The following is a 13,522-nucleotide window of genomic DNA, read 5'->3' on the forward strand; positions in this document are numbered from 1 at the left end:
GAGTTTCCTTAACTATTGCGAGTGGGAGAGAAAAAGTATTATGAGCGGCTTGTCTTCGGGGCAAAAACCTTTGCCACCAGTCGAGCAGCTAGGTTCAACACCATGACAATGACGATAAGTACAAGAGCAGCTGACCACGCTCGACCTTCAGAAACGGCAGCAGCGGTTGGGCTAGTTGGCGTCATCAACTGGTAGTAGATGTATGTTGGCAATGTTGCCATCCAACCACCAAAAGCATTCCAGTTGATGGAGGTGACAAACCCTGCAGTTACAAGAATCGGGGCAGTCTCACCAATGACGCGCGCAATTGCAAGAGTCACGCCGGAAGCAATACCAGAAATGGCAGTAGGAATAACAACTTTCATGATGGTGCGCCATTTACGAACGCCTAACGCATATGCAGCTTCACGTAATTCGTTAGGAACAATACGAAGCATCTCTTCTGCGTTACGGACCACGGTAGGAACCATCAGAACTGATAAGGCTACAGCCGCAACAAAACCTGTTCTTTCAGAGGGGTTAGCTGTTGCGAACGCAAAGAATGATGCCGCAAAAAGACCAGCCACAATTGACGGGATACCTGTCATCACATCGACGAAGAAAGTAATTGCTTTTGCGAGGACACCACCTTTAGCGTATTCCACAAGGTAGATAGCCGTAAGCAAACCGACAGGAACCGACATCACTGTTGCAAGAAGAGTAATCTCTAATGTTCCTACTATCGCGTGGTAAATACCTCCAAGTACGGCGCCTTCACCGCTTAATGCAGCGTTATCGTGAACACCTGTTACACCCTTCATCGAGGTGCTCAACAAATCAACCGATAGGTGAGGCAGACCTTTAGAAAGAACAACCCAAATCACCGAGGTCAATGGGATAAGAGCACCGATAAAAGCTCCAAGAACTAGGAACCGTGCTAAAGAATCCACTCCACGGCGTCGCCCTTCAACCATTCCCGTCACTATCGGAGCAGCAATGATGAAAGTTACCGCAGAAAAGATACCCCAGCTAATCCACGAAAATCCAAGAACAGAAGCGAGCGCCGCTCCTAGTAGTACCGATGAGGTGGCTACTGCTAGAGGCATCCAGCGTGGTGCTCGGTGGACTCCAAAATAATCAGATGATGATAATGCGATACTCATGAGTTATGCCTTCTTGCGGTAGCGGCTGACAATAAGTCGTGCTGCAATGTTGACGATGAGGGTGATGACGAAGAGCACCAAACCGGCTGCGATGAGTTCTGACATGCGTAAGCCATAAGCTTCAGGGAAGTTCAACGCAATGTCTGATGCGAAGGTTTGGTTTCCGGAGGAGATGATGGAGGCGGTGAGTGGACCTCCAGAGAGTACGAGGGTGACGGCCATGGTTTCGCCGAGTGCGCGTCCTAGTGCCAGCATGACGGAGGAGATAATTCCGGTTCGTGCAAAGGGAAGGACCGTCATACGAATCATTTCCCAGCGTGTTGCCCCTAAGCCTAGTGCTGCTTCTTGTTGCAATTTGGGGGTTTGGATGAAAAGTTCACGGCACATAGAGGTGATGATGGGCAGAATCATGATGCCAAGGACGACTCCTGCGGTGAGGATAGTTTTACCTGTTTGTGAGGTAGCCCCAGAGAAGATGGGCATCCATCCCATGTGTGTTCCGAGCCAGTCGTAGATAGGTACAACGTGTGGTGCGAGCACCATTGCTCCCCATGCGCCAAAGATGACGGACGGGATTGCGGTGAGCAGGTCGATGAGGTAGCTGACCGGTTTCGCAATTTTCTTTGGCGCGTAGTGGGAGATGTAGAGGGCAATACCGATGCCCATGGGTGTTGCGAGAAGTAGCGCTATGGCGGAGGCAATAAGCGTTCCAACTGCTAGCGGGTAGATATAAGACCAGAAGCTACCTTCGGTGAGTTCTGCTGCTGGGGCGGAGAAAACTGGGGCTGCTTGGATGATAAGAAATATCGCAACGGACGCAAGAACAGCGAGAATGAGGATTCCTGCGCTGAGTGATATTCCGGAGAAAATCTTGTCGGTGGCGGGGCTACCTGCATGCGTTGCCTGTGCGAACGGGTTGGGTGTTGCGCTGTGGGAGGGGTGTGAACCTTGGGGTAGGTTTGTCCCGTGTCCTGGAGTTTCAGAATAGTGTGTTTCTGTTGTTCCTGGAAGTGTGGACCGTATTTGGGTAGTCATGGATGCGCTCTATCTCGGTTCTGCGTTCGTTGCTGATATTTATTTCGCGACGGTGATGGATTCGACGGCTTTTTGTGCTTCGTCGCGTAGTGCTGGTGTGAGCGGTGCTGAAGATGCGGCGTTAGCAGCGTCTTGCTGTCCTTTTTCGGATACGACGTAGCTTTCGTAGGCTTTGACGAGGTCTACGGTGTTCTGGTCTTTATAGGTGGAGCATACGATGTGGTATGAGACGAGCACGATGGGGTACGCCCCATTTTCGTTAGGGGTACGGTTGATGTCGATGGACATATCGTGTTCGTTCATGGAACCAACTCGTTCAGAAATTTCTACAGTTTTAGCGGCAGATTCTGGGGAGAGTTTGACGTAGTCCTCACCACTTTTGACGGATACTGTTCCGAGGGTTCCGATAGCTGATGCGTCGGCGTAGGTGATGGCGCCTTCAGTTGCTACGGTGGTGGAGACGACACCGGAGGTGCCTTTATTTGCTTCACCGGCGTATTCAGAAGGCCAGTTACCGTCAGCTTCTTTACCCCATGCTCCGTTTGAGGCGGCTTCGAGGTATTCGGTGAAGTTTTTGGTGGTGCCTGAGTCGTCAGAGCGGTGAACGACGGTGATGGTGGTGTCAGGAAGTTCTACGCCTTCATTTTGGGAAGTGATTGCGGTGTCGTTCCATTTGGTGATGTCGCCTTTGAAGATTTTTGCGATGGTTTCACCGTCGAGTTTGAGTTCTTTGATTCCCGGTACGTTGAAGGCAATTGCGATGGGTGAGATATATACGGGGATGTCGATGCCGCCTTCTGCACCGCAGACGGCTTTAGATGCTTCGTATTCTTCTTTGGACAGGTGGGCGTCAGAGCCGGCGAAGTTTGCTGCTCCTGCAAGGAATGCTTTACGTCCTGCGCCGGAGCCGTCAGGAGAGTATTGTACGTTTGCGCCACTGTGTTCTGCAGCGAAGCCACTTTCCCATGCGGTAATTGCTGCTTGTTGTGAGGATGCGCCAATACCGGTGAGCGTTCCACTGACGTTGCTTTGAGCGTTGGATGAGGAATCGTTGGTGGTTGTTTTGACGGCGTTATCAGATCCGCAAGCAGAAAGAGCGAGTAGTCCGATAAGGGCTAGGGAGCCGGTGCTTGCAAGAGCTTTTGCTTTCACGAATTGTCCTTTTCCGTATGTGAAGAAAATCTGAGATATTCTCTATCTCAGCTGTATGGGTAGACAGTTGAACAAGTGTCGGTAGCTGTCTCATACAGGTGTAACTCTAGGAGTGGAAAGTTTCTCATAATGAACACTTACGTAAACGGTTCCTTAACTCTGTGCGATTTTCTTGTTCTTTGTGTTGAGCGCCTACACTAGAGAGCATGGGAGTTTCACACGCGTGGTCGCGTCTTGTACAGAGTTTTTGTGACTGGTTTATGTCCGGTATGAGAAGGGTTCGTGAGGGATTTTTTCAGTCTCTTCAGATTGTTGCTTCTGGTATCGGTGCTTATATTTTTGCTCAGCATGTGCTTGGGCATAGTGAACCAATTTTTGCGGCAACGGCAGCGATTGTTTCTTTAGGGTATGTACGCGGTGCTACTCATGCGCGGAGGATGTTAGAAGTAACTATCGGCGTGACGTTGGGTGTCATTATTGGTGATGCGTTGATGCTGGTTCTGGGACGCGGCATTTGGCAAGCTGCCGTGATTCTTCTGATTTCTATTTTGGTGGCACGTTTTCTTGATGATGGCATTATTTTTACGATTCAGATGGGTTTGCAATCCTGTCTGGTGGTTTTGATGACGCCCACGGTTGAGGGGCCTTTTTTAAGGAGTCTTGATGCGATTGTTGGTGGCGCTTTTGCTTTCTTGATGATGTTTCTTTTCCCGAAGGATCCTCGTGTTTCACCTCGTTGGAATTCTCAAAAGTTATTGGCAGCTTATAGTGATGTGCTCAAGGAGTCTGCTGCAGCGATAGAAACATATGATTCTAAGGCTGCGTGGATGGCGTTAGCCAGTGCTCGTAGTTTACAACCGTTGTATGCAACAGCAGATGGTGAAGTGGTAACGGCTAAGGGTATGGCTCAGTTATCGTGGTTAGGTCGCAGTCATCGACGTGAGTTATTGGAGTTATCTTCTACGTTGAATGCTGTTGATTTGGCGATTCGTAATACGCGGGTGTTGAATCGACGGATGGCTTCAACATTGGATCATGTGCAACTTTCTGAAAGCGCCATTATTTCTTTAACGACGGTGCTTTCTAAGTTGAGTGTTGCGGTGACCTTGTTAGGTGAGGCGGTTTCTCACCGTGAGGAGCATATCCGTTTGGATCTTAAAAGTCAGGCGGAACGTCATTTAGTGCGTATTGCTCAACAGCTTGATCCGGTATTAATGGGTGTTCGGACATTAGAGGCAGAGTCTTTGGTGTTGATGGTTCGTCCTCTTGTGGTTGATTTGTTGGAGGCTACGGGCAAGTCTCATGATGAGGCGGTTCAGTGTTTGGTGCCGTTGACAGTTTCGATGACAAAGCATGCGCCACGCACTCAGCAGATTCCGGTGATTCCTCAAGATCCTCAGAAACAGCGTGAACTTTTAGAGCAGGCTCTTGAACAGTCTGAAGATTCTTCTACTAGTGGACGAGGTTTGTGTCCTGATGATACTCGTGCGTTGAATATTGTGTTGCGCTCTCAGCTCAGAGGGGATCAGTAGTGCCATGTTGGTAGGCTGTATGTTGAGTTTTAGTGTGGAGGGTCGTTGATGAGTGCTCGTAAGTCTTCTCGTTCTGCGAATACGTATCGTTGTGCTGAGTGTGGTTGGACAACTGCGAAGTGGGTGGGGCGTTGTGGTCAGTGTCAGCAGTGGGGAACGGTAGAAGAAATTCATGGTGCTGCTGTTGCTAAGACTGCTCCTGCTTCTGCGGTAGCTCAGCCGGCTCGTCCTATTGGGTCGGTTGATTCTACGGTTGCTCAGTATATGCCGACGAGTAATCCTGAGTTTGATCGGGTGCTTGGTGGTGGTCTTGTTCCTGGTGCGGTGATTTTGATGGCTGGTGAGCCAGGTGTCGGTAAGTCCACGTTGTTACTTGATATTGCGGCTCATTTTGCGCGTGGTACGGGCTCTGATTCGTCGCATCGGGTGTTGTATATTACCGGTGAGGAGTCAGCGGCTCAGGTGAAATTGCGCGCTGATCGTATTGGTGCGGTGGCAGATACGCTGTTTTTGACGGCTGAGACGGATTTGAGTGTGGCTTTAGCTCATGTTGAGCAGGTGAATCCGGCACTCTTGATTGTTGATTCGGTGCAGACTCTTGCTTCTACTCAGGTGGAGGGAAGTGCCGGTGGTGTGACTCAGGTGCGTGAGGTTGCTGCTTCGTTGATTGCTGCAGCAAAGTCACGGAATATGTGCACTCTTCTTGTGGGTCATGTGACGAAAGAGGGCACGATAGCTGGCCCACGTCTTTTAGAGCATTTAGTTGATGTCGTGTGCCAGTGTGAAGGTGATAAACATTCGCAGATTCGTCTTTTGCGTGCTGTTAAAAATCGTTTTGGCCCAACCGATGAGGTCGGGTGTTTTGATATGCATGAGGACGGGATTGCGCCTGTTACTGATCCGTCGGGGCTTTTTGTGTCGAGGACGGCGCACCCTGTATCTGGTACGTGCGTTACGGTAACGATGGAGGGGCGTCGCCCACTATTGGCAGAGATTCAGGCGTTGTTGGATCAGTCTTCTACTGCTCAGCCCAGAAGGACGACGTCTGGGCTTGATCATTCTCGTATCGCGATGCTTTTGGCTGTACTTCAGAAGCGTGCAGGGTTTCATGTGGGTTCTTTAGATTGTTATATTTCGACCGTTGGTGGCGCAAAAATTGCTGAGCCAGCATCTGATTTAGCGGCGGTGATGGCTTTAGCGTCGGCTGCGCAAGATCAGCCTCTGCCGCGTAAGCTTGCTGTTTTTGGGGAGGTTGGGCTTGCTGGTGAGGTGCGTCCTGTTCCTGGTATTCGTCAGCGTATTGCTGAAGTTGCGCGCCTAGGTTTTACTCATGTCATTGTGCCGGCTTCTCCTACGGGCGTGGGTGAGGTTCCTGCTGGTGTGAGCGTTCGGGAGGTTATTTCTCTGAACGAAGCTTTAGCGTTGTTGTTCCCTGCTGAGAAGTCCTCTAAAACCTCCTAATTTAAGGTTTATGTTGTTACTGGCATAAGATGGTTTTGTGCAGTCTGTCTACAGTGAACGTCTTCTTAAAACTATTGCCCGTATTGCTCCTGGCACCGAGTTGCGTGAGGGGTTAGAGAGAATCCTTCGTGGTCGAACCGGCGCTCTCATTGTGCTCGGCAATGATAAGACGGTATCTCAAATATCTTCTGGCGGTTTTGCGATTCATACAGAGTTCTCTGCAACTCGGATTCGAGAGCTTGCAAAGATGGATGGCGCTATTATTTGTGATCGTGAGGCGACACAGCTCATCCATGCTGGTGTTCAGCTTTTACCTGACCCTAGTATTCCGACGCAGGAGTCTGGTACGCGTCATCGTACTGCTGAACGTGTTGCGGTCCAGACGGGTTTTCCGGTGATTTCAGTGAGCGCGTCCATGTCTCTTATTTCGGTGTATGTGGATGGTATCCGTTACACGGTGGAAGATTCTCAGGTGTTGATGAGCCGAGCTAATCAAGCGATTCAGACGTTGGAGTCTTATACGAAGCGTTTAGAGCAGGTTCTTCAGTCGTTGTCTTCTTTTGAGATTGAGTCGAGTGTTACGGTTCGTGATGTTGCGGCTACTTTGCAGCGTATGGAGATGGTGCGTCGTATTTGCACTGAAGTTGGGTTTTATGTGTTGGAGCTGGGAGTTAGTGGTCGTCTCATTGCGTTGCAATTGGAGGAGCTGACTCGTCCGGATACTCCCGATGCTCGAGTGATTCTTCGTGATTATTTGCCGGCAGAAGGAACCCCTGACACTGATCAGGTTGAGCAGGCACTTACGCGTTTATATTCTCTTGATGATAGAGAACTTGTTGATTTTTCGATGATTGCAGATGCTATCGGTTTGGATGGGCAAAATTTGGATGTTTCGCTGTATCCGCGTGGGTATCGTCTGTTATCGGGGATTAAGTCTATGCCAGGGGCAGTTGCTTCTCGTATTGTTGAACAATTTGATGGTTTGCAGGGGCTGATGTCAGCTAGTCTCGATGATTTGCGTGCCGTTGATGGTATTGGTGAGCAACGTGCTCGTGTAATTCGTGAATCTCTTTCACGAATGGCAGAGGCATCTTTGCTTGAACAGTTCAGATAAAAATACGGCGTATTATTTTTCAGCGTTAAAGGTTGAGCGCCGACAATGTTTTCACATTGTCGGCGCTCAACACGTTAAACGTTAAGGTTTGAGGTGCTAGCCGGTAACGATGATACGAACAGGCTTAGAGTGTACACCGTTTACGCTTGCAGTAGCCCAGTAGTGTCCAGGTTGGATGGTGCGCTTGGTGCCACAACCGAGGACGTTCAAAGAACGGTCCCAAGTAATCACTTTAGTGTCGGTTGCGCCGGCAGCAATTTCTGTCGGGTCGATGGCAGCAGCGTTGCACTGTGCATAGTTGTATACCTGAGCAGGTCCAGAGATGATGTTGACGTCAACAGCTCCAGCGTTACCGCCAACGGTGCAAGGAGTTCCAGCTGTGTTGGTGTAGGTTACTGCCATAGCGGGGAACTGTCCGGCGCCGTAGGAGTTCTTATCGACAGTCAAAGAAACAGCCATATCTGCTGCGGAGCAAGCTGATACTACGGCGGGGCTTTGCTCTTCGGTAGGTTCAGCGGTAGCAGTCTCGGATGCAGTTGCATCTTCAGTGCGCTGTTCCTGAGTTGGTTCAGCTGCAGCAGTCTCTGCGGCTTCTGCAGATGCACTAGCTTGTGCGTCCTCTTCTTTTTTCTGCTCTTGAGCATTATCTGAAGCCTGCGCAGAAGCAGAATTATCTGCTTCGTCTTTATCTTTGTCGCCGTCTTTATTGTCGGCGTGGGCAGACGCTGAAGCTCGGTCTGTAAAGTCGCTAAAAGGAGCAGCTGAAGAACTGGATGCTGCTGTTTGTGAAGCAGAAGCGTCTGTGTTCTTGGATGAGCCGCTAAGCGCTCTAACAATAGACACGAAACCCCAGATAAGAAGGATCAGCACGAGAAGAAGTGCTAAGAGTGCAAAAATACGACGTCGGATGTACACCTGCTGTGTAGGCTCGTCGCCGTGTGGATCTTCGAAACCATTTTGAGACATATATCTAGAATAGCGTGTATCGTGCCAGTTTTCTGCCCCTATTGGCTATGGATATGTTAAATCCTTTATGGTGTTCTTGTGGCTTCTGAGCATTTTCATTCATCACCATCGGCACAAGAACTCGCCGTCATCCACCAAAACATTATTTCGTGGTTCGAGAAGAACCAAAGAGACCTTCCGTGGCGTGCCCCGACACGCACGGGCTGGGAGGTGATGGTCAGTGAGTTCATGCTCCAACAAACCCCCGTCAAACGTGTGTTACCGGTTTGGGAATATTGGCTTGAACGGTGGAGTACACCGGCTGCTCTTGCGGCAGAAGATTCTGCAACTATTCTTAGGGCATGGGGACGGCTTGGGTATCCTCGGCGCGCTCTTCGTCTTCATGAAGCCGCAAAGACGATTGTTGAAAAACATTCTGGTGTCGTCCCTAAAAGTTACGAAGAGTTAGTGGCGCTACCCGGTGTTGGCTCATATACGGCTGCTGCTATTAGTGTTTTTGCCTTTGGTGGCAGAGCAACAGTTATCGACACTAATATTCGACGAGTTCATAGCAGACTTGTTTTGGCGAAAGCCTTACCGGGTAAATCTCTTACAGCAGCGCAAACTCGATTAGCGCAGTCACTCATGCCAGAATCTTTAGAGGACTCTGTTCAGTGGAATGCGGCAACAATGGAGCTTGGTGCTCTTATCTGCACTGCACGTACCCCGCAATGTCAGGTATGTCCGGTACAGGAGCATTGTGCGTGGGTTCGCGCAGGAAAACCTCCAGCAGATTACACCCCTAAGGGGCAGACTTGGCACGGTACAGACCGTCAGCTACGAGGTGCTATTATGGCGGTTTTGCGTCAGGCACTCACACCTGTGCCACCAGAAATGTTCTTTGATGCTCATACGGTAAATCATCGCCCAGATATTTCTGAGGAGCTAACGCATTTACATCAGCTCAATAGTCCTTTTGAGCAGAAAGAACGGTGTCTATCTACGCTAGTTCATGACGGGTTAGCTCAAAGAACTTCATCGGGTCTGAGCCTTTAAAGAGTGAGGTGTTTTCCCTGCCTTGCATTACACGTTCACGCGATACATAACACAGGAATCTTAAACCAGCTAAAACCTCGGTTGCCTGCTCCAGCTTCTTTGGAGTATTCTACTCTCACATATGGCTAGGCAGATACAGGAAACTAAACCTCCCTCCCCCTGTGCAGGGGAGGGAGGTTTACTAGTCATTGACTGCATCCATGGTTTCTTGAGAGCTGAGGTGCTCCCAGGAATGCCTCTACTCTTCTGTTTCGGAGCTTTGAGCGTGCTCAACGATTTCTTCAGCTTCTTCTTCTGCCTCGTGGGCGGAGAAGTCTACTGAGTCCTCAGATAGCTCGCTCATCGTGACGGAAGAGAACACAAATTTTGCGAGATCTCCTTCGCCCACCGTGTCGACCGTGATTTTTTCTCCCGGTTTGATTTCTCCAAAGAGAATCTTTTCAGAGAGAACATCTTCAATGTTCCGTTGCATCTCACGGCGGAGTGGGCGTGCACCCATTGCAGGATCGTATCCCTTTGTTGCCATCAGAATCTTCGCAGAGTTCGTCAGTTCAATGCTCATGTCCTGCTCCGCAAGACGCTGAGCTAAACGACCAGTGAACAGGTCCACAATCTGCAAGATTTCAGTCTCAGAAAGCTGCGGGAAGACGACGATGTCATCAACACGGTTCAAGAATTCTGGACGGAAATGCTCTTTGAGGCTTTCCATCACGCGTGCTTGCATCCGCTCATAGTCACCTTCAACATCTCCAACGCTTTGGAAACCGACAGGCACTTTACGTGCCATATCACGAGAACCAAGGTTAGTGGTCATGATGATAACAGTGTTCTTGAAGTCGACGACACGTCCTTGCGAATCTGTGAGGCGACCGTCTTCAAGAATCTGTAGAAGCGAGTTGAAAAGGTCGGCATGTGCTTTTTCAACCTCATCAAATAGAACAACAGAGAACGGCTTACGACGTACTTTCTCGGTGAGCTGTCCGCCTTCTTCAAAGCCCACATATCCGGGAGGTGCACCGAAGAGACGAGAAACGGTATGTTTCTCTTGGTACTCTGACATATCCAAGGTAATGAGTGCTGATTCATCGCCAAAGAGGAACTCTGCTAGAGCTTTAGCAAGCTCGGTTTTACCAACACCGGTAGGACCAGCAAAGATGAAAGAGCCTCCGGGACGGTTGGGGTCTTTGAGTCCAGCACGGGTTCGACGAATAGAACGAGAAAGAGCTTTAATAGCGTTCTTTTGTCCGACAACTCGTTTGTGGAGTTCATCTTCCATGGTGAGTAGGCGGCTGGTCTCTTCTTCAGTAATCTTGTAGACAGGAACGCCCGTTGCGTAGGCAAGAACTTCAGAAATCACGTCGGGAGTCACTTCACCGAATTCGTCTCCGCCTTCGCGCCATTTCTTTTCTGCCTCATCTTTTTTCTCGATGAGTTGTTGTTCGCGGTCACGAATCTCTGCTGCTTCTTCGAATTCAGAAGCGGCGATAGCAGCTTCTTTTTCTGCTTTGAGCTGTGCGATACGTTCTTCGAGGTTTTTAATCTCTGGTGGTGCAGTCATACGTTTGATACGTAGACGTGCGCCCGCTTCGTCGATGAGGTCTACTGCCTTATCGGGGAGGAAACGGTCAGAGATGTACCGCGCAGAAAGGTTTACCGCTGATTCGATGGCTTCATCTGAGATGGTCACGCGGTGGTACGCTTCATACTTGTCGCGTACGCCTTTGAGAATTTCAATAGCCAAAGCTGGCGAAGGTTCATCTACCTGAATAGGTTGGAAACGACGTTCTAAGGCAGCATCTTTTTCGATGTGTTTGCGGTACTCATCCAAGGTGGTTGCGCCGATAGTTTGCAATTCGCCGCGAGCAAGCATGGGCTTGAGGATTGAGGCTGCGTCGATGGCGCCTTCTGCTGCACCAGCACCAACGAGAGTGTGGATTTCGTCGATGAAGAGGATGATGTCGCCACGGGTGCGAATTTCTTTGAGAACTTTTTTGAGTCGTTCTTCAAAATCTCCGCGATAGCGTGAACCAGCTACGAGAGAGCCGAGGTCGAGTGAGTAGAGGTGCTTGTCTTTGAGCGTTTCGGGAACGTCTCCGTGCACGATTGCTTGAGCAAGCCCTTCAACCACAGCAGTTTTACCGACACCAGGTTCACCGATAAGTACGGGGTTATTCTTAGTGCGGCGTGAAAGAATCTGCATGACGCGTTCCATCTCGCGGTGCCTACCGATGACCGGATCCATTTTGCCTTCGCGGGCAGCTGCGGTGAGGTTACGTCCGAATTGGTCGAGGATGGCAGAACCGGCAGGCGCACCTTCTTTGGAGTTTCCAGCACCAACGCCGGCAGTTTCTTTGCCTTCGTTGTTTCCGGAGTATCCTGCGATGAGGTCGGTAACAGTTTGACGTATTTTAGCGCCGTCTATGCCGAGTTTGGTAAGAACCTGATTTGCGACACCTTCATCGGCGCGCACAAGCCCCAAGAGGATGTGTTCGGTGCCAATGTATCCGTGGTTGAGCTGAATAGCTTCACGCATCGAAAGTTCTAGAACTTTCTTTGCTCGCGGGGTAAAAGGAATATGCCCGGATGGCGCTTGAGCACCAGGGCCGATGATGTCTTGAACTTGCTCTCGAACACTCGAGAGACTCACTCCTAGGGATTCTAGTGCACGCGCAGCGATACCTTCGCCTTCGTGGATAAGTCCCAATAGGATGTGTTCGGTACCGATGTAGTTGTGGTTTAGCATGCGCGCTTCTTCTTGCGCTAGAACCACTACGCGCCGAGCACGGTCGGTAAATCGTTCAAACATTGAACACTCCTCACAAAATATTACGTTATGCAAAACATTACGCGTATTTTTGTTCTTTCTGGGGGCTGTTCGCATGCGGTGAAAAGATGAGGATTCGTTAGGTTCCCTCTGCCGGAGGCGTTGAGGGTCTATGTGAAGTGTTAAAGTTTGGTAGTTCTGAGCTATCTGTTAGGTGCTTATCAATTTGTTAAAAAAGAAAATGAATACTATTGGTAACATTCATGAGCATTTAGTTTCTTTAAAAACTATTAAGATAAGAAAGCTTATAAAATAGTTTCAGTAGGAATGCCGAGGATATATCAATACATACATATCCCCTAAAGTGTGGACTAGAAAAACATAAAAGAAGAACTTTATATATTTTCTCAAGAAAATACATAAAGACCTTAAAGATTTTGGGGCCTCCCAAACAGGAGGCCCCAAAATCTTTAAAAATCAGGTAAAAGATAGCAGGTTCTTAGAAATCGCCCTTAGTCTTCTGCTGAGCGTAGTATTTATCCTGAATATCCTGGTGGATACGACCGCGGTCAGAAACGTCATAACCGTTGTCTTTAGCCCATTTACGAATAGCAGCAGTCTCGGGATTACGCTTAGGCGCAGAAACCGAACGTGAACCAGCAGGACGGCCAGGAGTTCGCGCACCCTGCACACGACGTGCCTTCGCTGCGAAAGGACGCACAGCATCACGCAAGCGAGCTGCATTTGCGCTAGACAAGTCAATCTCGTACTGGCCACCATCAAGACCAAAACGCACAGTCTCCTCTGCGGGACCGCCGTCGAGGTCATCTTCAAGAATAATCTTTACCTTTTGAGCCATTACGTTTCTCCTGAGTTATCTAAACCGTAGCAAAGGACACCACTTAGAACAAAGAAAGAATTATTCTTCTCATTCTAAGAAACAGAATCCATACATTTATATACTATATATCCCTTAGAAGAATAGCAATAAATACGAATAAGGTGAAAATAAATAGTGAAAAAACACTATTTTTATTTAACCTCAGTATCTTTTGACTCTCCCCCTCCAAAAGGATCACGAGTACCCTTTGAACTCTTCACATTCTCATACCATTGCTTTGCGTCTTCTTCAATCCCACGTGCAGTAGCTCGTTCCGTCCTATCAGCACGAGTAATCCAACGCAAAATGAAAAAGAGAACAATACCTGCCCCTAAAGAAGGCATAATCGCAATAAGATAATCCATCACCGAACTCATTTCCTCATGAAAACTTTTCTCTAGAATATCGTGCTTATACAAAACGTTGCCCACAGGAACTCCT

11 protein-coding genes are annotated in these 13,522 nt (G+C 49.1%); 4 read left to right on the forward strand and 7 right to left on the reverse strand.

Annotated elements, in window-relative coordinates; translation table 11 throughout:
* Positions 1–38: 38 nt before the first annotated feature.
* The 3 genes from pstA to pstS are packed head-to-tail and all read right to left on the reverse strand — an operon-like array spanning position 39 to position 3,329.
* On the reverse strand, positions 39–1,142 hold the full coding sequence (pstA, locus tag ACN083_RS01660) for a phosphate ABC transporter permease PstA (RefSeq protein ID WP_419101087.1): 1,104 nt from the start codon (positions 1,140–1,142) through the stop codon (positions 39–41).
* Between the two features lie 3 nt (positions 1,143–1,145).
* Positions 1,146–2,177 (reverse strand): phosphate ABC transporter permease subunit PstC, encoded by a 1,032-nt coding sequence (gene pstC / locus ACN083_RS01665; RefSeq protein ID WP_419101088.1) that lies wholly within the window; start codon positions 2,175–2,177, stop codon positions 1,146–1,148.
* 39 nt (positions 2,178–2,216) lie between these two features.
* A complete protein-coding gene (gene pstS / locus ACN083_RS01670; RefSeq protein ID WP_419101089.1) occupies positions 2,217–3,329 on the reverse strand; it encodes a phosphate ABC transporter substrate-binding protein PstS in 1,113 nt (370 codons plus the stop codon).
* 206 nt (positions 3,330–3,535) lie between these two features.
* On the opposite strand from pstS, the gene ACN083_RS01675 reads away from it, so the two are divergent.
* The 3 genes from ACN083_RS01675 to disA are packed head-to-tail and all read left to right on the forward strand — an operon-like array spanning position 3,536 to position 7,436.
* Positions 3,536–4,861 carry an FUSC family protein gene (locus ACN083_RS01675; RefSeq protein ID WP_419101090.1) on the forward strand — a complete coding sequence of 442 codons (1,326 nt, stop codon included), beginning with the start codon at positions 3,536–3,538 and terminating at the stop codon, positions 4,859–4,861.
* Between the two features lie 48 nt (positions 4,862–4,909).
* A complete protein-coding gene (gene radA, locus ACN083_RS01680) occupies positions 4,910–6,322 on the forward strand; it encodes a DNA repair protein RadA (protein ID WP_419101091.1) in 1,413 nt (470 codons plus the stop codon).
* 37 nt (positions 6,323–6,359) lie between these two features.
* Entirely contained in the window at positions 6,360–7,436 is a 1,077-nt protein-coding gene (gene disA, locus ACN083_RS01685; protein ID WP_419101092.1) for a DNA integrity scanning diadenylate cyclase DisA, read from the forward strand.
* A 96-nt stretch (positions 7,437–7,532) separates the two neighbouring features.
* Here disA and ACN083_RS01690 read toward each other — a convergent pair whose 3' ends face one another.
* Entirely contained in the window at positions 7,533–8,402 is an 870-nt protein-coding gene (locus ACN083_RS01690; protein WP_419101093.1) for a hypothetical protein, read from the reverse strand.
* 78 nt (positions 8,403–8,480) lie between these two features.
* On the opposite strand from ACN083_RS01690, the gene ACN083_RS01695 reads away from it, so the two are divergent.
* Entirely contained in the window at positions 8,481–9,437 is a 957-nt protein-coding gene (locus ACN083_RS01695; protein ID WP_419101094.1) for an A/G-specific adenine glycosylase, read from the forward strand.
* 238 nt (positions 9,438–9,675) lie between these two features.
* On the opposite strand, the gene ACN083_RS01700 is transcribed toward ACN083_RS01695, so the two are convergent.
* From ACN083_RS01700 to ACN083_RS01710, 3 genes are all read right to left on the reverse strand, one after another.
* Positions 9,676–12,243 (reverse strand): ATP-dependent Clp protease ATP-binding subunit, encoded by a 2,568-nt coding sequence (locus ACN083_RS01700; RefSeq protein WP_419101095.1) that lies wholly within the window; start codon positions 12,241–12,243, stop codon positions 9,676–9,678.
* Positions 12,244–12,700: 457 nt separating this feature from the next.
* Positions 12,701–13,060 carry a histone-like nucleoid-structuring protein Lsr2 gene (locus ACN083_RS01705; RefSeq protein ID WP_419101096.1) on the reverse strand — a complete coding sequence of 120 codons (360 nt, stop codon included), beginning with the start codon at positions 13,058–13,060 and terminating at the stop codon, positions 12,701–12,703.
* A gap of 173 nt (positions 13,061–13,233) precedes the next feature.
* Positions 13,234–13,512, reverse strand: a complete 279-nt coding sequence (locus ACN083_RS01710; protein WP_419101097.1) for a hypothetical protein — start codon at positions 13,510–13,512, stop codon at positions 13,234–13,236.
* Positions 13,513–13,522 lie beyond the last annotated feature (10 nt).

The organism is Rothia sp. CCM 9418, assembly GCF_048512825.1.
Classification (GTDB): domain Bacteria; phylum Actinomycetota; class Actinomycetes; order Actinomycetales; family Micrococcaceae; genus Rothia.